At 68.0% G+C, this 20,231-nt stretch carries 15 protein-coding genes; 13 read left to right on the top strand and 2 right to left on the bottom strand.

Features of this window, described 5'->3' with window-relative positions; genetic code table 11:
• Nucleotides 1–103 precede the first annotated feature (103 nt).
• From pilV to PO883_RS34880, 10 genes are all read left to right on the top strand, one after another.
• Nucleotides 104–685: a type IV pilus modification protein PilV gene (pilV, locus tag PO883_RS07805; protein WP_289309245.1), complete on the top strand. Its 582-nt coding sequence runs from the start codon at nt 104–106 to the stop codon at nt 683–685.
• The gene (locus tag PO883_RS07800; RefSeq protein ID WP_289309244.1) at nt 682–1,629 is read left to right on the top strand and encodes a PilW family protein; all 948 of its coding nucleotides are present in this window, start codon (nt 682–684) and stop codon (nt 1,627–1,629) included. Before pilV ends, PO883_RS07800 begins: the two co-directional genes overlap by 4 nt.
• A 51-nt stretch (nt 1,630–1,680) precedes the next feature.
• The gene (locus tag PO883_RS07795) at nt 1,681–2,256 is read left to right on the top strand and encodes a PilX N-terminal domain-containing pilus assembly protein (protein WP_289309243.1); all 576 of its coding nucleotides are present in this window, start codon (nt 1,681–1,683) and stop codon (nt 2,254–2,256) included.
• Complete coding sequence (locus PO883_RS07790) at nt 2,253–6,065, top strand: pilus assembly protein (protein WP_289309242.1); 3,813 nt, start codon at nt 2,253–2,255, stop codon at nt 6,063–6,065. The genes PO883_RS07795 and PO883_RS07790 overlap by 4 nt, the downstream gene beginning before the upstream one ends.
• A gap of 24 nt (nt 6,066–6,089) precedes the next feature.
• Nucleotides 6,090–6,539, top strand: a complete 450-nt coding sequence (locus PO883_RS07785) for a type IV pilin protein (RefSeq protein WP_289309241.1) — start codon at nt 6,090–6,092, stop codon at nt 6,537–6,539.
• Nucleotides 6,536–7,105 carry a GspH/FimT family pseudopilin gene (locus PO883_RS07780; protein WP_289309240.1) on the top strand — a complete coding sequence of 190 codons (570 nt, stop codon included), beginning with the start codon at nt 6,536–6,538 and terminating at the stop codon, nt 7,103–7,105. The genes PO883_RS07785 and PO883_RS07780 overlap by 4 nt, the downstream gene beginning before the upstream one ends.
• Before the next feature lie 251 nt (nt 7,106–7,356).
• Nucleotides 7,357–8,433: a bifunctional diaminohydroxyphosphoribosylaminopyrimidine deaminase/5-amino-6-(5-phosphoribosylamino)uracil reductase RibD gene (gene ribD / locus PO883_RS07775; protein WP_289309328.1), complete on the top strand. Its 1,077-nt coding sequence runs from the start codon at nt 7,357–7,359 to the stop codon at nt 8,431–8,433.
• A 6-nt stretch (nt 8,434–8,439) separates the two neighbouring features.
• A complete protein-coding gene (locus PO883_RS07770) occupies nt 8,440–9,069 on the top strand; it encodes a riboflavin synthase (RefSeq protein ID WP_289309239.1) in 630 nt (209 codons plus the stop codon).
• Nucleotides 9,070–9,154: 85 nt separating this feature from the next.
• Nucleotides 9,155–9,628, top strand: a complete 474-nt coding sequence (locus PO883_RS07765; protein ID WP_289309238.1) for a GNAT family N-acetyltransferase — start codon at nt 9,155–9,157, stop codon at nt 9,626–9,628.
• A gap of 74 nt (nt 9,629–9,702) precedes the next feature.
• The gene (locus PO883_RS34880; RefSeq protein WP_373890044.1) at nt 9,703–11,643 is read left to right on the top strand and encodes an alpha/beta fold hydrolase; all 1,941 of its coding nucleotides are present in this window, start codon (nt 9,703–9,705) and stop codon (nt 11,641–11,643) included.
• Between the two features lie 18 nt (nt 11,644–11,661).
• Here the strand turns inward: PO883_RS34880 and PO883_RS07755 are convergent, their stop codons facing one another.
• Together PO883_RS07755 and PO883_RS07750 are read right to left on the bottom strand one after the other, a co-directional pair.
• Complete coding sequence (locus tag PO883_RS07755; protein WP_289309237.1) at nt 11,662–14,478, bottom strand: pitrilysin family protein; 2,817 nt, start codon at nt 14,476–14,478, stop codon at nt 11,662–11,664.
• 37 nt (nt 14,479–14,515) lie between these two features.
• Complete coding sequence (locus PO883_RS07750; RefSeq protein ID WP_289309236.1) at nt 14,516–17,401, bottom strand: EAL domain-containing protein; 2,886 nt, start codon at nt 17,399–17,401, stop codon at nt 14,516–14,518.
• A 348-nt stretch (nt 17,402–17,749) separates the two neighbouring features.
• Here PO883_RS07750 and ribBA point away from each other — a divergent pair, with 348 nt between their 5' ends.
• From ribBA to nusB, 3 genes are read left to right on the top strand one after another with little or no spacing between them, the layout of a single operon-like run.
• Nucleotides 17,750–18,907, top strand: a complete 1,158-nt coding sequence (gene ribBA, locus PO883_RS07745; RefSeq protein ID WP_289309235.1) for a bifunctional 3,4-dihydroxy-2-butanone-4-phosphate synthase/GTP cyclohydrolase II — start codon at nt 17,750–17,752, stop codon at nt 18,905–18,907.
• A gap of 44 nt (nt 18,908–18,951) precedes the next feature.
• Complete coding sequence (gene ribH / locus PO883_RS07740; RefSeq protein ID WP_054263536.1) at nt 18,952–19,431, top strand: 6,7-dimethyl-8-ribityllumazine synthase; 480 nt, start codon at nt 18,952–18,954, stop codon at nt 19,429–19,431.
• A 58-nt stretch (nt 19,432–19,489) separates the two neighbouring features.
• Entirely contained in the window at nt 19,490–19,960 is a 471-nt protein-coding gene (gene nusB, locus PO883_RS07735; RefSeq protein ID WP_054263535.1) for a transcription antitermination factor NusB, read from the top strand.
• The last annotated feature ends 271 nt before the right edge of the window (nt 19,961–20,231 follow it).

Raw genomic sequence — 20,231 nt, 5'->3', positions numbered from 1 at the left:
GCTCCCAAGCGATCCAGATCACCCGTCCACGCAACCGTGCAGCCCTGCCTGCCGGGCCGCGGCGTCATGACCGGACGTGTCTGTTCAACGTTGCGGGGGAGTCATGCGCTTACTGCGAAAACCTGTCGCCGGCGGATTCACGCTGACCGAAGTGCTGGTGGCGGTACTGCTGCTCGCCGTCGGCATCCTGGGCGCGCTCGGCCTCCAGGTCGCGGCGCTGCGTACGCGCCAGGGAATCAGTCTCATGTCGCGCGGGGTGCAACTGGCCACCAGCCTGGCCGAACGCATGCAGGCCAATGCCGGCCAGATGCGGCGCGACGATCTCGGCAACCCCTACCTGCAACTGCGCTACGATGCGGCGGACGGCACGCCGCCGCCCGCGCCCGCCGGCTGCTACGGCGCGGGCTCGTGCAGCAGCGCCCAGCTGGCCCAGTTCGACATCGCCGACACGGTGGCCGCGCTGCACGCGGGTTTCCCCGGTGGCCGCATCGCGGTCTGCCGCGACGCCACCGTGTGGGATGACGGGCGCCGGGCATTGGCCTGGGAGTGCGCCGGCGCGCCCGGCGCGCCCGTGGTGATCAAGCTCGGCTGGCGCGCCAGGCGGGCCGACGGCGCCGCCGATGCCGCCCCCGGCGCACCATCGGCGCCTGCCGTGGCGCTGATGCTCGGCACGGGTGCGCCATGAGCGCACATGCGGCGTTGCGGCGCGGATGGCGCCAGGCCGGCCTGACCCTGGTGGAATTGCTGGTCGCGCTGCTGCTCGGCCTGCTTGTTTCACTGGCTGCGGCTTCCGTGCTGGTGTCGGCCCAGACCGGCTACGCCGCCCAGGACGACCTGGCGCGGGTGGACGACGCCGGCCGCTTTGCGCTGGACGCCATCGAACGCGCGGCGCGCCAGGGCGCTTTTGTCGACCTCGACCGTGAAGACGCGCCGCCGTCGCCGGCCAGCGCCGCCGCCCGCATCGGCGGACTGGACGACCATGGGCTTGGCGGCGGGGCCGGCATCGCCGGTGCGCGCCCGGGCGGCATCAACGGCAGCGACGTGCTGGCGCTGCGTTTCGACGGCGTGGGCGAGGGCGCCGAGGGCGATGCCAGCATGCTCAGTTGCGCCGGCTTCGGCGTGGGTGCCGGCAGCGAAGGCTGGAGCATTTTCTACGTCGCGCCGGCGGCGGGTGGCGCGGCTGAACTGCGCTGCAAATACCGGGGGCAGAACAACTGGCGCAGCGATGCGCTGGTGGCGGGCGTCGACACGTTCCAGGTGCTGTACGGCCTCGACACCGACGCGCCGGCCGATGGCTTGCCCAACCAGTATCTCAGCGCCGGCGCCGTCAACGCGCTCGACGCCGCCCTGGCGCTCGATGGCGCCAGTCCGGCCGAGCGCGAGCAAGACTTGCGCCGTAAAACCCACTGGAAGCGGGTGGCCAGCATCAAGGTGGCGCTGCTGCTGCACGGTGCCCGGCGCGGCGCGCCCGAGCGCGAGTCCCAGGCGTTCGACCTGTTCGGTGCCGGCTACGGCGGCGCAGCCGATCCCGGTACCCGGCCCGATGAAGCGCGCATGCCGCCTGCGTTGCGCTGGCGCGAACGGCGCAGCTTCGCCACCACCATCGTGCTGCGCAATGCGGCCCTGTGAGCCACCATGCCCCGCGCTCCCTGTCCTTCCGCCCGCCATGGTGGCGCCGTCATGCTGACGGCCCTGTTCGTGCTGCTGGCGCTGATGATCATCGGCGTGTCCGCCGCCCGCAGCGCGCTCGACGGCGAAAAATCCGCCCGCCACGAACGCGACCGGCACATCGCCTTCCAGGCAGCCGAGTCGGCGCTGGCCGATGCCGAGTACGATATCGAAGGCGGCAGCGATCCCCTGTCGGCGCGCGCGGCGCTGTTTGCCCGCGGCAGCGCGCTCGGCTTCGTTGACGGCTGCGGGGCCGAAGCCGAGGTCAACGCCGGCCTGTGCCGGCACGTGCCCGGGCAGCCGGCGTGGCAAAACGTCGATCTGTCGGGCAATGACGGGCCGCTGCCGGGCGGGGTCGGATACGGCCGCTTCACGGGCGCGCAGCTGCCGTCGGGCAAAGGCACGCTGCCGCTGAAATTGCCGCGCTACCTGATCGAACTGTTGCCGCACACCCAGGCCGGCGCCGACGCCGCCCGTCCGCCGGCCAACTTCTACCGCATCACTGCCGTCGGCTTCGGCGCGCTCGACGCCACCCGGGTAGTGCTGCAATCGTTCTACCTCAAGGATGCGGCGGAGGAGGCGCCATGAGGCCGCTGCCTGCCTGCCTTCGCCATCTGCTGGCACTCGTGCTCGTCTGCGGCGCCTGCCTGGCATCGGCCGCGCCGCCGCTGGTGCTGCCCGACGGCGTGCTCGGCGCGCCCGGCCGCTTGCCGCCCAACCTGCTGCTCAACCTGTCGCTCACGTTCGAGGATGCCGGCGCGGCTTACCGTGGCGAGTATGCGGAAGGGCTAGCCTATCCTGGCTACTTCAACCCGCGCCTGTGCTACCAGTACCCGAGCAAAGCGCGTTCGCGCTCAGTGCGCGAGCCCGACCTGGACGAGCGCCAGGGATATTTTTCGCCCATGGGGCAGGCCGATGCGCAGCACGGCTGCGGCGGCGCCGGGTTCAGCGGCAATCTGCTCAACTGGGCCACGGCATCCACCCTCGACCTCGTGCGGCTGGGCCTGACTGGCGGCGACCGCGTCGTCGACGAGCCCGGCATCACCGTGCTGCAGCGCGCGTGGCTGCCCGATGGCGCACCGCATCCTGATTTCTACGCCCATCCGCGACACTTTCCGCGCAAGAAGCTGGCAGCGGTGCACAGTGCGGCGCTGACCCCGTTCGGCAACGCCGACTTGTACATCGTGTCGTGCCGCAACCGGGTGCTGTTCAGCGGCACCAGCAAAGGCAGCAAGTGCGACGCACCCCGTTACGGCGCCGGAGGCACGCGGCTGGTGTCCGACAAGTTCCATGGCGAATTTCTGGCGCGCGTACGCGTCTGCGGCGCCGACGACAGCGCCAGCCGGCCCGGCTTGTGCCGTCCATACGGGGCCGCCTTCAAGCCGGAAGGGGCGCTGCAGCGGCATGCGGGGGCGGCGCGCATCGGCCTGATGGCGTACCCGGCCGCCGCGCGCGAGAAGGAGAGGGCGCCCGATGGCGGCGTCCTGCGCGCGCCGCTCAAGTTCATCGGCGAGACCGCCTTCGACGCGCCGCGCTACGAAGCGCAGGCCAACCAGCGCGCCGAATGGAGTGCCTTGACGGGCGTGCTGGTACCCAATCCCGACCGGGGCAGCGGCGCGGCCAGCGGCACGATCATGTCCGTCAACCTGGCGGGCAGGAGCCAGCCTGCCACTGCCGGCAGCTACGCCGCCAGCGATCCCGGGGCAGAACTGTATGACGAAGCCCTGCGCTATTTGCAGGGGCGCGAACCGGGCACTGCCGCCGCGCCCGGCGATGGCTTGCCGGCATGGTCGAGCCGGGCCGATCCGGTCGGCGCCGCCTGCCAGCGCAACGTGATCGCCACCATCGGCCACGCCGCCTTCATTGACGACCGCCATGTTCCCGGCAACACCCGGACTGACGGCAACGATGCCGCGCGCGCCGCCGACACCTTCGGGCCGGTTCGCTTCGACGTCATGCAGGCCACCCGCCGCGTGGGCGACATGGAAGCCGACCGCAGCGGCGCTTTCGGCAATGGCACGCCCAGGCCGGACTTGAGCGGACTCGACCTGCGCAGCGACGGCCCCGATGGCGCGGGCAGCCTGTACCTGGCAGGCGCGGCCTACTGGGCGCACACCAACCCGATCCGGCGCGACAAGCCGGTCACGGTCAGCAGCATCGCGCTCGAACTCGGCGCTGCATCGGGCAAGGAGGCGGGCAATGGCGCCAGCGCGCTTTACCTGGCCGCCAAATACGGCGCCTTCAACGACCGCAACGACGATGGCAATCCCTTCATCACCAGCGGCGACCGGCACGACAATACCGAATGGAGCGCCGACGGCAGCAGTCCGGCGGGCTTTTTTGCCGCCAGGGACGCGCAGGCGATCGGTCCCGCCATCGACGCCCTGTTCGCCGCTGCCGGCGCAAGTGGCGGCGCGACGCCAGGCGCCGCCGTCGTCGGCCCGGTAAGCAAGGGACGCAGCTACATCCTCCAGGCCAGCCATGATCTGGCGACCGGTAGCGGCAGCCTGCAACGCCACGCGCTAGCCATTGGCAAGGGCGGCGAGCCGGCCATCGCGCCGGCCCCGGACTGGGACGCATCCGACCTGCTGGGCGGGAATGCCGGCGCGGTTCCGCCGCTGCCGCCCTTGAACCCGGCGGCGCGCAAGATCTACACGCTGGACTACCGGCCGGACAAGACGGTCACGATCCCTTTTGAATGGCCCAGCCTGCCGCAGGAATCGCGCACGCTGCTCGACGTTCCCCTTGCCGGTGGCGCGGCGGACGGACTGGGCGAAGCGCGCACCGCCTTCCTGCGCGGCGAACGCGGCAGGGAAGCAGGGCGCCCGGGCGGCGTGTTCCGTCGCCGCGCGGGCGTGCTCGGCGACATCGTTCACAGCGTGCCCTTGCTGGTCGGCCCGCCGCCGGCATCGCGTTCCGACCCGGCGTATGCCGATTTCCACCGGCGCCACCAGGCGCGGCGCAGCGTGGCCTACGTCGGTGCCAACGACGGCATGCTGCACGCCTTCGACGCGGCCAGCGGCGCCGAACTGTTCGCCTACGTGCCCAATGCGCTATTGCCGGCGCTGCCGCTCCTCGCCAGTCCGGGCTACCGCCACCGGCCTTATGTCGACGCCAGCGCCGGTAGCGGCGAAGCGCTGGTGGACGGGCGCTGGCGTACCATTCTCGCGTCCGGCATGGGCATGGGCGCGCGCGGTGTGTTTGCGCTCGATATCTCCGACCCGTCCGCCTTCCAGGCCGGCCTGGGCGCGCTGTGGGAGTTTACCGAGCGCGACGACCCGGCCATGGGCCACGTGGCCGCGCCGCCGCTGGTCGCGCGCTTTCGCACCGCCGTCAGGGAGGGCGTGCCCCAGTACCGCGACTTTGTCGTCGTGGCCAGCGGCATCAACAACGGCAGCGCCGATGGCGACGGTGCGCTGTTCCTGCTCGCGCCCGACAAGCCGGCCTCGCAGCGCTGGCGGCGCGGCGTCAATTACTACCGCTTCGACGCCCCGGCGTCCGACCCGGCACTGGCCAACGCGCTGTCGCCCCCGGCGCTGGCCATGGCGGGCGACGCCAGTGTGCGCCACGCCTACGCTGGCGACTTGCAGGGGCGGCTGTGGCGTGTCGATTTCAGCGGGCCGGCGCCATGGGGTTCGGCCGTCTCGCCCCTGTTCGACGCGCGCGACGCGGGTGGCCGGCGCCAGCCCATCGCGCACGCGCCCCGCGTTGTGTTCGCTCCCGGCGGCGGCTACCTGGTCCTGTTCGGCACCGGCAAATTCCTCGAACTGGCCGATACCCAGCGCAGCAGTTTCCTGCCGCAATCGTTTTACGCCGTGCACGATGTTGCTGGCAAGCCGTCTCCGCCGCTGTCGCGCGCCCGGCTTGTGCCGCGCACCCTGACCGGCACGGCGCGCTACGCGGTCACGGGCGCGCATGCCGAGCTGGGCGGGCCGGCCGCTGCCCTGGGCTGGTTTTTCGATTTCTCCCAGACCGCGCTGGACGGCGAACGGGTCGCCGGCAGCCCGCTGTCCAGGGCTGGAACGCTGATCGTCGACACCTTGCTGCCCGGCGCCGACCTGTGCACCGCGCCAGCGTCGCGCAGCTATGTGATCGACGCGCTGAGCGGCTTCGCCATCGGCGCCGACGGCCTGGCCCGCTCCGGGGAAAGCACGGGCGAGCGCTACACCGCCCTGGCCGGCATGGCGCCGATGATGATTGTAATGAGCGCCAGCACGGGCGTGCGCACGGCCACCGGACGCGCCGAGGCGGCCCACACCTACGCCATCGTGCGTCCGCAGGAAGGCGGCAAGGCTGCGCCGGCGCAGCAGGTCGTCGTCCGGTTCCCGTCGCGCCGCCTGGGCTGGCGCGAAATACCCAACTGGCAAGACCTGCACGACGCAAGCAAGAAAAAATAATCACTTGAGCGAAGGGAGTCGGCTATGAAACGCAGTCAAGGCTTTACCCTGATCGAAACGATGATCGTGATGACGATCGTCGTCGTACTGGCCGCGCTGGCCTATCCCGGCTACCAGGACTTCATCATCAAGGCGCGCCGCGCCGAAGCCCAGGCGGTCCTGCTGGAACTGATGCAAAAGCAGGAGCGCTATTTCACCCGGCACAACCGCTACCTGGCGTTCTCGGCCGACGCCGGCAACCCGGAGCAGGGATACTTCAAGTGGTGGTCCGGCGGCAGCGCCAAGTCCAGCGCCTACGAGTTGCGCGGGCACGCCTGCGAGGGACAGCCGATTACGCGCTGCATCATCATCGAAGCCATTCCCGGCACCGACCGGGTCGACTCCACCTTCCGCGATGGCGATTGCAAAACCTTGACGCTCAGCAGCATGGGCGAACACACGGCCAGCGGCAGCGCCGCTGGCTGCTGGCCATGAACCATGCCCGGGCGGGCCGCGTGCCTGCCTTCTCGCTGGTCGAGCTGATGACGGTGCTGTGCATCGCCGCCATCGTGCTCGCCGTCGTCATGCCGGACGTGCGCGCGCTGCTGCGCCACTACCGGCTCAACGCGGCGGTGAACGACCTCGCCGGCGCCATCGGCCTGACCCGCACGCAAGCCATGGCGCGCGGCCAGCGCGTCATGCTGGCGCCGGCCGATCCTGGCGGCGCCGACTGGAGCCTGGGCTGGGTGGCATTTGTCGACCGCGACGCCGACCGCCGTCCCGGCGCCGCCGACGAACTGATTTCCATGCACGGCCCGGTCGGTAACGGCATCGTGGTCAGCGCCGTGTTCAGCAGCCAGAAATTGCCTGACTACCTGGCCTACAACCCTGCCGGACGCAGTTGCAGCGCGGCCAGCAGCGCCGCCGCGCGCTGGGGAACGCTCTCGCTGTTCCAGGACGGGCAGACGCGCCGCATCAAGATCAATATGCTCGGCCGCGCCCGCGTGTGCGACCCCGCGCGCGACGGCGCCGACTGCGCCGGCGAAGAGGAGGGGCCTTAGCCAGTTCCGGTCGGCCAGCGTTGCCGCCGGTGCGCCCAGCGTTGCCACCAGTGCGCGCAGCGTTGCCACCAGTGCGCGCAGCGTTGCCGCCAGTGCGCCTAGCGTTGCCACCAGTGCACCCGGCGTTGCCGCCAGTGCGCCTAGCGTTGCCGCCAGTGCACCCGGCGGGCGGGAATGCCTGTCTTGGCGTAAAATCTCGGTCAGCCACTTACGCTGGGATATCCGTGCAACTACTTACCGATTCTGCCGCCATGACACTGGCCCTCGACTGGGCCGCCAAAGGGCTGTACACGACCTCGCCCAATCCGAGGGTCGGCTGCGTCATCGTGCGCGACGGCGTGGTGATCGGCGCCGGGCACACGCAACCGGCAGGCCAGGCCCACGCCGAAATCGAGGCCCTGCGCGACGCCGAGGCCCGTGGCCACGACGTGCGCGGCGCCACCGCTTACGTCACCCTGGAACCGTGCAACCATTACGGGCGCACCCCGCCATGCTCCGACGCCCTGGTGCGGGCCGGCCTGGGCCGCGTGGTCGCCGCCATGGTCGACCCCAATCCCCTGGTCGCGGGCCAGGGGCTGGCCAAGCTGGCTGCCGCCGGTATCGCCGTCAGTGCCGGCTTGCATGAGGCCGAAGCGCGCGAACTCAATGTCGGCTTCCTGTCGCGCATGCAGCGCGGCGTTCCCTGGGTCCGCCTCAAGACCGCCGCCAGCCTCGACGGCATGACAGCCCTGCACAATGGCGCCAGCCAATGGATTACCGGACCCGAGGCGCGTGCCGACGGCCACGCCTGGCGCGCGCGCGCCTGCGCCATTCTCACCGGCATCGGCACCGTCAAGGCCGACGACCCGCAACTGACCGTGCGCGGCGTCGATACACCGCGCCAGCCGCGCCGCATCATCGTCGATAGCCGGCTCGAGATCGATCCCGCCGCCCGCGTGCTGGCTGGCGCCCCCTGCTGGATCGTGGCCGCCGTGCCCGATCCCGCCCGGGAAGCCGTGCTGCGCGCCGCCGGCCACGACGTCATCCTGCTGCCCAACGAAGCCGGCAAGGTCGACCTGCCGGCCCTGATGCGCGAACTGGGCCGGCGCGACATCAACGAACTGCACGTCGAAGCCGGCGCCAAGCTGGGCGGATCGATGATCCGCGAGGGCTGCGTCGACGAATTGCTCGTCTACCTGGCGCCGAGCCTGCTCGGCGAAGCCCAGGGCATGTTCGCGCTGCCCGCCTTGAGCAGCCTCGACCAGCAACAACGCCTGCGCTTTCATAATGTTCACCCGCTGGGCGAGGATCTGCGCATCCTCGCCCGCTTTACCCACACCAAGGAATAGACCAGCATGTTTACAGGAATCGTCGCCGCCGTCGGCAAGATCAGCTCCGTCCAGGCACTCGAAGGCGGCCTTGAGGCGGGCGTCCGGCTCGATATCGATGGCGGCGGCCTGCCGCTGGCCGATGTCGCCCTGGGCGACTCGATCGCCATCAACGGCGCTTGCATGACCGTGGTCGCCAAGACAGATGCCGCCTTCAGCGTCGACGTCTCGCGCGAAAGCCTCAACTGCACGGTCGGCCTCGACGCGCCCGGCGAAGTCAACCTCGAAAAAGCGCTGACCCTGGCCGAGCGCCTGGGCGGCCACCTGGTGTCGGGCCACGTCGACGGACTGGGGCAGGTACACCGCTTCGAGGCCGTGGGCGAATCGTGGGAACTGGTCATCGACGCCCCGCACGACCTGGCCAAATTCCTCGCTTTCAAGGGCTCGGTCGTCATCAACGGCGTCTCGCTCACGGTCAACCGGGTGGAAGACCTGGATGCCGCATCGGGCAAGCTGTGCCGTTTCTCGATCAACCTGATTCCGCACACGATTTCCGTCACCACGCTCAAGCATTTGCGTGCAGGCAGCAAGGTCAACCTGGAAATCGACCTGATCGCCCGCTACGTCGAGCGCATGCTGTCGGTCGGCAAGACCTGACCGGCCTCACTCCCGGCGGCCGGCCCACGCGGCCGCGCCGCTTCCGCTTCATTCAACCGCGCTCCAGCGCAAGCAAAAGCCACCGATGACGATTACCCTGCAAGCTGTAACTGAAGACAATTTCGATGCCATCATCGAGCTGCCCTTGCTCCCGCAGCAGCAAGACTACCTCGCCAGCAACGCCTATTCGATCGCGCAAGCAAGCTTCTACCGCGACAGCTTCTTCACGCGCGCCATCTATCTCGACGACAAGCCCATCGGATTCCTGATGTACGTGTCGCTGGCGGACGATGGCCAGCCGGGCGCATACGCGATCTACCGCTTCATGGTCGACAGCGGCGAACAGGGCAAAGGCTACGGCCGGCGCGCCATTGGCCTGGTGCTCGACGAAATCCGCAGCCGTCCGGATGCGACAGTGATCCAGATTTGCTACTGGCCGGCCAATCCGACGGCAAAGAACTTCTACGCCAGCCTGGGTTTCGTCGAAACCGGGCTGGACGAGGAGGGCGAAATGTACGCCGAAATCCGCCTCGACGGCGCCGCCCCGCCCGCCGTGTAAGTCCACCCGCTGTCAGGTCTGGCATGCGGGCACGGTGCCAGTCGATCCAGTCGTTCACACACAAGAGCACGCCCATGGCACACCTGCACACAGTCCTGTTCTCCGCCATGCTGGCCAGCGCTCCCGCCCTGGCCGCCGAACCTGCCGCCCTGCGCGACTATCGCGGCCTGGCCATCAGCGCCGACGGCAAGCGCATCGCCGCCCTCGAATCGCTCGACCCGGGCGGCCTGCCGCTGCGCCCGCACGCCATCGTGGTCGTGCGCGACGCCGCCAGCGGCGCCATCCTGGCCCAGTACGACCCCTGCGCTACCTGCACCTACGACCATCCCGCCTGGTCGCCCGACCGCCAAGCGCTGGCCTTCATCAGCGCCGACGCCAGGGCCGGCAGCGCCACCGTCTACGTCGCCGGCGCCGCGGGCGCCATGCCGGTCGCCTCGCTCAAGGGCGTGGCCAGCAGCGTGCGCTGGTCGCCGGACGGCAAACTGCTCTCGCTGCTGGCCACCCCGGGCGCGAAAAAGCTCGCCGGCGCGGTCGAAGCGGGCGCGCGCCAGATCGGCGAAATCGGCACGCAGGACGACGCCCAGCGCCTCGCCCTTGTTGCCGCGCACGGCGGCGAACTGGGCATGCTCTCTCCGTCCGACAGCTACATTTACGAATACGACTGGACCCCGGACGGCAAAGGCTTCGCCGTCACCAGCGCCAAGGGCAACGGCGACAACAACTGGTGGGTTGCCACTTTGGGTCACGTGGACGCCGCCAGCGGCGCACTGCGCGTGCTGGCCGCCCCCAGGATGCAAATGACGATCCCGCGCGTCTCGCCCGACGGGCGCAGCGTGGCTTTCATCGGAGGCCTCATGAGCGACTTCGGCGCGGTCGGCGGCGACGTCTATACCGTGCCGCTGACGGGCGGCGAGCCGCACAACGTCACCCCGCGCTTCGCCGGCTCCTTCAACGGGCTGGCCTGGCAGGGCAGGCAGCTGCTCGCCTCGGCGCTGGTCGGCAGCGCGCACGCGGTGCTGGGCATCGACCCGGCCAAACGCAGCACGCGCACGCTGTGGTCGGGCGCCGTCGGCGCGGCCGGCGCGCGCCAGGGGCGCTTCGTCTTCAGCGCCGATGGCGCCGTCGCCGCCTCCGTGCATGAAGACTTTGCGCGCGCGCCGCGCATCGTCGCCGGACGCCTGCCGCAGCTGGCCGCCATCACGCGCGACAACGACGCCTTCGCGCCACAGGTGCGCGCCACCAGCGTCGAATGGAGCAACGAGGGCTTCAACATGCAGGGCTGGCTGCTCGCGCCGCTGGCGACCGAGCCGGGTAAAAAATATCCGATGGTGGTGCAGGTGCATGGCGGACCCGCATCGGCCGCCTCGCCGCGCTTCGTCTCCGACGGCGAACAAGCCAACCCGTTGCTGCGCGACCTGGCGCGCAAGGGCTACCACGTGTTCCTGCCCAATCCGCGCGGCAGCTTTGGCCAGGGCATGGCCTTCAGCAGCGCCAACAAGCGCGATTTCGGCGGCGGCGACTGGCGCGACATCCTGGCCGGCGTCGACGCCGTGCTGAAGCTGGCGCCGGTGGACGCCGGCCGCCTTGGCTTGATGGGACACTCCTACGGCGGCTTCATGACCATGTGGGGCGTCACCCACAGCGACCGCTTCAAGGCTGCGGTGGCCGGCGCCGGCATCGCCAACTGGATCAGCTACTACGGCCAGAACGGTATCGACCAGTGGATGATTCCCTTCTTCGGCGCCTCGGCCTACGACGACCCGGCCGCGTACCGGGCCGCCTCGCCGATCGAATCGATCAAGGCCGCCAAAACCCCCACCTTGCTGTACGTGGGCGAGCGCGACGTCGAAACGCCGGCGGTGCAATCGATGGAGTTCTGGCACGGCTTGCGCGCCATGGGCACGCCGACCGCGCTGGTGATCTACGATGGCGAAGGCCACGCGATCCGCAAGCCCGCCCACCAGCGCGACCAGCGCGCCCGCACGGTGGCGTGGTTCGAGCGCTATCTCAAGTAAGGAGCTGCGCCCGGCGCATCATTTTTCCGGATACAGCACCAGCTGCACGTAATTGTTCATGTCGAAGTAGCGCCGCGCGGCCTGCTTGAGCTGCTCCGGCATGATCGCCTCCACCTTCTTCGGATACGCCAGGATCTCGTGCGGATCGCTGCCCTGCAGCGCGGCCGTTTGCAGGCGGTTGATCCAGTAACCATTCTCGCGCATCGATTTCTGGTGGTTTTGCAGCCAGTTCTGCTTGACCTTGTTCAAGTCCGCCAGGTCCGGCCCTTGCTCCTTCATGCGCGCAATCTCGGCCATCGCGGCGGCGATCACCTTGTCCACATTGGCCGGCCCGGTCGGCAGCGCGGCCGTGATCAGGTAATTCTCGTACGGGTATTTGCTCAAGCTGCCGCTCATGCCGCCGCCGTAAATCAGGGCCAGCTTCTCGCGCAGGATGTCGGTGATGCGGATGTTGATCACTTCCAGCATCGCCTGGAAGCGCATCGCTTCGTCGTCCGAGTACGGCGCTTCGCCGCTGAAGTTGAGCGACACGCTGCTCTTCGCTTCCGAGCCGCTGCGCACTTCCTTCTTCACCACCCCGCGCACCGGACGCACGCCGGCATCCTTGTAGCTGATTTCGATATCGCCCACCGGCAGTGCGCCCAGGTAAGTGGCCAGCAGCGGCTTGACCTTGGCCATGTCGAAACTGCCCACCAAAATGAAGGTCATGTCCTTGGCGCTGAAAAAGCGCGCGCGGTAGACCGCCAGCGCGCGCTCCAGATCGAGCTTGTCGAAGTCGCCCGGGCGCGCCGTGCGGCCCACGCGCGGATTGTCCTGGTACAGGGTGCTCACCAGCGTGTCGCGAAACACCGACTCCGGCTGCGCCATCGCATTGCGCGCCGCTTCCACCTGCTTGCCGATGAAGGACTTGTACAGGCCCTCGTCGCGCCGCACGCCCGTCATGCGCAGATACACCAGTTGCAGCATGGTTTCCATGTCGTCGTTGGCGGTGCTGCCGGTAATGCCGTCCACATGGTTCCCCAGCGTGACGTTGACCGTGGCGGTCTTGCCCGCCAAAACCTTCTGCAGGTCGAGCGGCGAATGGTCTTTCAGCCCCATCGTGCCCACCACCGCATTCGCGTAGCGCGCGTTGATGATGTCGGCCTCGCCGAACTGGGTCTGGCCGCCGAAGCGCGCCGCGCTCATCACCACCTCGTCGTTGCGAAAGTCGGTCGGCTTGAGGATCACTTTCACGCCGTTCGACAACGTCAGTTTGGTCAACCCCAGCGCCTTGTCTTCGCTCTGCGCGACGATGCTGCCGCCGGCTGGCGGCTTGTCCATCAGCTCCGTGGCCAGCGTCTTTTGCTCCAGCGCGCTCACCGTCGCTTTTTCGGCCGCCGCCACCGCCGCCAGCAGCTGGGCGCTGGTCGGCGCCGGCGAGTCGTCCTTGGCGCTGCCCATGTACACCACCAGCTTGGCCGAGGCGGCCGGAATGGTGGCGTGCGCGTAGCGGTTCATGTCGTCGAGGGTAATCGCCGGCAGCAGCTCGCGCACGTAGGCGTATTCGTTCTCGATGCCGGGGATGCTTTCCTGTTCGAGGAAATTGCGCACGTATTCGCTGACGTAGCTGCCCGAATCGGTCTTGTCACGTTCGTTGTAGGCCAGTTCGTAGTGGCGCATCATGTTCTTGCGCGCGCGCTCGAATTCCTGGGCACTGAAGCCGAACTGGCGCGTGCGCGCGTTTTCCTGCACCAGCGCCTCGATCGCCGGCGTGGCGCCGCCCTTGCCGAGCGAGGCGACGGCATTGAACGAGTTGTAGCGCGGTGTGAGCTTGCCCACCGAGCTGCTGCCGGCCATGAACGGCGGGTCGGCCTGCTGCGCCAGTTCCTGCATGCGCTGGCCCAGCATGCCGGTAAACAGCGCCTCGACCAGCTTTTCGCGGTAGGCTCCGAAGGTGCCCTTGTCGATCGCTTCCTTCACCGGATAGCGGATCAGCAGCGCATTGGCCGTCGCTTCCTTGTCGGTCACGACCAGCGCCTCGGTGTGGGCGCGCGTGGGAATGGCGGCGTAGGTGCGCGCGCGCGCCCTGGCCGGATTTTTCAGCTGTCCGAAATGCCGCTCGATGCGCCGCTGTGCGTCAAGCGGGTCGATGTCGCCCACCACCACCACCGCCATCAGGTCGGGCCGGTACCAGTCCTTGTAGAAGCGCCGGATGGCCTCATGCTTGAAGTGCTTGATGATGCGTTCCTGCCCGATCGGCAGGCGCCTGGCGTACAGCGAGCCGTTGTACAGCTTCGGCATCAGCACCTTGTTCATGCGGTCGTTGGCGCCTTTTCCGAGCCGCAGTTCTTCCAGGATGATGCCGCGCTCCTTGTCGATGTCGGCCGCGTTCATGGTCAAGCCGCCGGCCCAGTCCTGCAACACCAGGAAGCCCTTGTCGATGTTGTCGCGGTTGTCGGTGGGGATGGGCAGGATGTACACTGTTTCGTCGAAGCTGGTGTAGGCATTCAGGTCGGCGCCGAACTTGACCCCGATCGATTGCAGGTACGAGACCAGTTCGTGCTTCTTGAAATTGGTCGAGCCGTTGAAGGCCATGTGTTCGGTGAAGTGGGCCAGGCCTTGCTGGTCTTCGTCTTCCAGGATCGAGCCGGCCTTGACGACCAGCCGCAGTTCGAGTTTTTTCGCCGGCTTGGCGTTGTTCTGGATGTAGTAAGTCAGTCCGTTGGCCAGCTTGCCCACCTTGACCTGCGGCCCTACCGGTATCGCGTCGCCCGGCTTGATCGCGGCCTGGGCGCCGAAGACGCACACCATCAGGAGGGTCGCCGCACAAGCGGATCGAACGAAATACTTGGTCATTAGCGTCTCTGCAATGTTTTCTGGTAGAGCGCGGATTCTACTCCTTTGGCGACGCGGGTAGCGCGTCGGCTACCGACCCGGGTAGTGACCTGGGTAGCGCCTCGGCTAGCGACGCGGGCAGCGTCAGGCGCGCGTCCGACGCCATCAGCGTCGCCATCGCGTTGGCGGCCAGCGGACGGCTGAACAGGTAGCCCTGGACCTGGTCGCAGCCGATGCGCTGCAAGAACGCCAGCTGCTCGACTGTCTCCACGCCTTCGGCCACCACGGTCAGCGACAGGCCGTGCGCCAGCGCGATGGTGGCCTGGGCGATGGCGGCGCTGCGCGGGTCGCTGATGATATTGCGCACAAAACTCTGGTCGATCTTCAGCTTGTCGAGCATGAAGCGCGACAGGTAGCCGAGCGAGGAATAGCCGGTGCCGAAGTCGTCGAGCGAAATCGACACGCCCATGCCGGTCAGTTCGGCCAGCTGGATTTCGGCCGCTTCGCTGTCGCGCATCATGACGCTTTCGGTCAGTTCGATTTCCAGGTACTGCGGCGCCAGGCCGCTCTCGCGCAGCGCCTCGCGCACCACGGACGGCACCGTGCCGGCGGTGAACTGGTGCGCCGAGACGTTGACCGCCACCTTGAGCGGGGGCAGGCCGGCGTCCTGCCAGGCCTTGTTCTGCATGCAGGCTTCGCGGATCACCCAGTTCCCGATCGGCAGGATCAGGCCCGTGTCCTCGGCCAGCGCAATGAAGTCGCCCGGCCCGACCTGGCCCAGTTCCGGGCTGTTCCAGCGCAGCAGCGCTTCCATGCTGCACATGCGGCCGCTGCCCAGCGCCACCTGCGGCTGGTAGTGCAGCGACAGTTCCTTGCGTTCGATGGCGCGCCGCAGGTGCGTTTCCAGCGCCATCCAGCGCAGCGCGTGGGCGTTCATCTCGCCCTTGAAGAAGCGAAAGCCGTTGCGTCCCGCATCCTTCATGTGCGACAGCGCCACGTCGGCCGCTTTCAGCAGCTCGCTCGGGTTGGCGCCGTCGCGCGGGTAGATGCTGATGCCCACGCTGGTGGTGACGATCAGTTCATGGCCGTCGGCCTGGAACGGCAGCGCGATCTCGTCGATCAGGCGCCGTACCGCCACGATGATGGCGTCCGAGTCCAGGCATTCGGTCAGCAGCAGCACGAATTCGTCGCTGCCCAGGTGCGCCAGCGCGTCGGCGGGACCGGCCAGCATGCCGGCGCGGCGTGCCACTTCGCGCAGCAGGGCGTCGCCGGCTTCGTGTCCCAGGCTGTCGTTGATGCGTTGCAGGCGGTCGATATTAAACAGCAGCAGGGCGATCTGGCGGTCGCCGTGGCGCGCCGAGGCGATCGCCTGCTGCATGCGCTCGACCAGCACCGCGCGGTTCGGCAGCAGGGTCAAGGGATCGTGGTTGCTCAGGAAGTCGACCTGGTGGTGCGCAGCCTTGAGCGCGCTGATGTCGCTCGATACCGACACATACGCGTCGACCACGCCGCCGGCCCCGCGCACGGCATTGATGCTGATCCGCTCCGGGTACACCTGGCCATTCTTGCGGCGGTTGGTGATTTCGCCGCGCCACTGGCCGCTGGCGCTCAAGCTGGCCCAGATGGCGCGGTAAAAGGCGCTGTCGTGGCGGCCCGATTGCAGCAGGCTCGGATTGCGCCCTATTACTTCGGCTTCGCTGTAGCCGGTAATGTGCTCGAACGCCGGATTGACCGCGATGATGCAGGCCTGCGCATCGGTCATCATGATGCTCTCTTGCGTACTCTCCAAAATGCGGGCCGACAGGCGCAAACGCTGTTCGCTGTCGCGCAGGGCGCGGTCGGCCTGCACGCGCGCGGCCGCTTCCAGCTGCAGCTGGGCGGCGTGGCGCTGCACCACTTCGTACAGGCCGAGATTTTCGTAGGCCACCGCCAGCTGGGCGCCGAGGGTCACGCCGATGCGTTCATCTTCGTGGCTGAACGGGGCCGCGCCGCGCGCGCGGGCGCAGTACATCCAGCCGTACAGGTGGTTGCGGTCGCGGATCGCCAGGCCCAGGAAGCCGTCCACCGCCGGATGGCCATCGGGCAGCGCCGCGCCGTCCTGCAGGCGCAGCGCCAGGTGCTGGTGCAGCAGGGCGCCGGGCAACTGGCGCGGATCGAGCGCGCGCCCGGCCAGCAGCGCGCTGTCGACCCCGCGCGCGGCCAGGTGGCGCACCCGCTGTTCGCCGCTGTCGAGCAGGCACACGGCCACGCAGGCGCAATCGAGGATGGTGGCCGCCGCTTGCAGGAATACGCCGATCATGGCGTCCGCATTGCGCTCGCCCGTCAGGCGCAAGCTCATGTCTTCCATGGCGCCGAGACGCGCGGCCAGGCTGCGCAAGCCGCTCATGCGCTCCCCCAGCAGGGCGCCCAGGTCCGCGCCCAGGGCCGCATCGGTGGCGCCATGGCGCTGCAAGACGGCGCCCAGCGCCTGGCGCGCCGACACCAGCGCGTCGTCGATGCTGCTGCCCATGTCCTCGACCAGGCCTGGCGCGCCGTCATCGGGCGGCGCGGCCGCTTGCCGCACGCCGGCGCCGGCGGCCAGTCCCAGTTCACCGTGTACCGCCGCCAGGATGTCTTCCGGGTCGGCCGGCTTGGCCAGCACCCGCGTCACGCCGCAGCTGCGCGCCAGCGCGGTCGTTTCGCTTACGGCGTAGATGGCCGAATAAAAAATCACGCGGGTGGCGGCCAGTTCCGGGTCGGCGCGCAGCTGCTGCACGAATTCGTAGCCGTCCATGGCCGGCATCAGGATATCGGTGATGATCAGGTCGGGCCGCCCGGCGCGCACCTGGGCCAGCGCGTGCGCGCCGTCGTAGGCTTCGAGCAGGCGGTGGCCGGTGTGGCCGAGCAGGGCGCTCAGGTAGCGCCGGTTCGACGGCCGGTCGTCGACGATCAGGATCGTGGACATGCGCCTGGCTCCGGGTGCCGGGATGGGGCGGGATGAGAGTGAACAGGTGCTGGCATCGAGGGCTCCGGGCATCGCTCCGGCATGCAAAAGCACGGAAGGCGAGGCCTGCTGTGATGATAATGCAGGTCGGCGCGCACTCTCCGGATTTGTTTCGCAATACGCGGTAAAACGTAACATTTGCTTATCATTCACGCCATATTGTTGTCTTGCAGCAACAAATCGGAGCATGCCCGGCTTGCGCCGCCGCGCCTGTTCGGAATCTTCCCAAGCTTAGGGCGGTTTAAGTCGGGTAAATCCTTTAAAATAGCGGATTACGCTCCAGCAGCCTGTCGCCCCAGAGGATCTTTCATGTCTATCTCCAGTACCCCCGAAATCGTTGAAGAATTGCGCGCAGGACGCATGGTCATCCTGGTCGATGAAGAAGACCGCGAGAATGAGGGGGACCTGGTGCTGGCGGCTGATTTCGTGACGCCCGAGGCCATCAATTTCATGGTCAAGCATGCGCGCGGCCTGGTCTGCCTGACCCTGACCGAAGAGCGCTGCAAGCAGCTCAACCTGCCGATGATGACGTCGAGCAACGGTACTTTTTACGGCACCAACTTCACGGTCTCGATCGAAGCGGCCGAAGGCGTGACCACCGGCATTTCGGCGGCCGACCGCGCCAAGACCATCCAGGTGGCGGTGGCCAGGCACGCCAGCCCGGCCGATATCGTCCAGCCGGGCCACATTTTCCCGCTCAAGGCCCAGCGCGGCGGCGTACTGATGCGCGCCGGCCACACCGAAGCCGGCTGCGACCTGACCGAGATGGCCGGCCTGACCCCGGCCTCGGTGATCTGCGAAATCCTCAAGGATGACGGCACCATGGCGCGCCTGCCCGACCTGCTGGAGTTCGCCAGGGAACACAAGCTGAAAATCGGCACCATTGCCGACCTGATCCACTACCGCGGCCAGAACGAGTGCCTGGTCGAACGCATCGCCGAGCGCACCATGCAGACCGCGTATGGCCAATTCCGCCTGATCGCCTTCCGCGACAAGCCGAGCGGCTCGGCCCACCTGGCCATGGTGCATGGCGATCTGGCCCCGAACCTGGACGCGCTGGTGCGCGTGCACCAGCCGGTCTCCATCCTCGACCTGCTCGACAGCGAAGCGACCACCCACTCGTGGACCATGGCGTCGTCGATGCAGGCGATCAAGCAAGCCGACCGTGGCGTCATGGTGCTGCTCAACTGCGGCGAGACGGCCGAACAGCTGTTCGCCCAGTTCGCGGCGCTCGACGCCGGCGCCAAGCCAACCGGGCGCGCCGCCAGCATGGACTTGCGCACCTACGGCATCGGCGCCCAGATCCTCAAGGACCTGGGTGTCGGCAAGATGGAATTGCTGGCCAGTCCGCGCAAAATGCCATCCATGACCGGTTTCGACCTGGAAGTGACCGGCTATCGCGCCCGGCCGGACGGCCAGCCGAACGGCGAGCCGAACGGCGAGCCGTCCGCCAAAGCGGCCGCCTGAAGCGGTACACTCTCATTCAATCACACATATAAAAGGGGTCTGCCATGACCGTAGGAACTTATGAAAGCAATCTGACCGGTGCAGGCCTGCGCGTTGGCATCGTCCAGGCGCGTTTTAACGCCGATGTGGGCCATGGCTTGCTGTCGGCTTGCCTGGCTGAACTGAAACACCTGGGCGTGAGCGACGAAGACGTGCTGCACGTGACCGTGCCGGGCGCGCTGGAAATTCCGCTGGCGCTGCAAAAGATGGCTGAAACCCAGCAGTTCGACGCCCTGGTCGCGCTCGGCGCGGTCATTCGCGGCGAAACGTATCACTTCGAGCTGGTCTCGAACGAATCGGGCGCCGGTATCACCCGCGTCGGCCTCGACTTCGGCATCGCCATCGCCAACGCCGTGCTGACCACCGAAAATGACGAGCAGGCCGAAGCGCGCATGGCGGAAAAGGGTGCCGAAGCGGCGCGCTGCGCCGTCGAGATGGCCAATCTGCTGATCGCGCTCGAAGAGCTGCAAGCCGACGAAGATTGAATTGTCCCTCCCAGAACACGTAGTTAAGAACAAACGGTAATAAGAAGGTAAGAACACCATGACAGAGAAAACCTTGCACGCCAACCCCAGCAAGAACCGCACGCCGCGTCACCGGGCGCGCGAGTTCGCCTTGCAGGGCTTGTATCAATGGCTGCTGAACAATGAAGACGCCACCACGGTCGTGACCAATATCCGGGCGGCGCACGGCTTTGAAAAAGCCGACGCCGACCATTTTGCGGTCTTGCTGTACGGCGCGATCAAGGATTCGGTGGCCCTGCGCGAAGCGTTTGCGCCCCTGATCGACCGTGGCGTGGCCGAGCTGTCCCCGATCGAGCACGCGGTGCTGCTGATCGGCGCGTTCGAGCTGAAGAACAACCTGGATATTCCTTATCGCGTTGTCATCAACGAGGCGGTCGAGCTGACCAAGTCGTTCGGCGGTATCGACGGGCACAAGTATGTGAATGGCGTACTCGACAAGCTGGCGCCGAAACTGCGCGCCGACGAAGTCGCGGGCGACACGCGCCGCTGATTGGCGCTCCCCGCCATTGGCGGAAGCGGCCTCCCGCTCAGGCGGGAACCGGTAGCAGCCCGGCTGGACGGCGCCGTTTCGCCTTCAGCGGCAAGCGCACGCAAAAAAAGCCCGATCCTGGTATCGGGCTTTTTTGCGTCCCCATCGGCCGCTACATGGCAATCGGTACAGCAAGATGCTGTGCTCCCCCAGTTCGGCCGTACCGCGCGCTTGCCCGTGCGCGGCCAGCAATTCCGGCCGGGGTGGCCAGCACGGCGTCGCGCCACCCGGA

The sequence above is a fragment of the Massilia sp. DJPM01 genome (assembly GCF_030348125.1).
Taxonomy (GTDB): Bacteria; Pseudomonadota; Gammaproteobacteria; order Burkholderiales; family Burkholderiaceae_D; genus Telluria_A; species Telluria_A frigida.
Note: the sequence above shows the minus strand (reverse complement) of the source record. Positions and strands in the feature narration are given on the sequence as shown.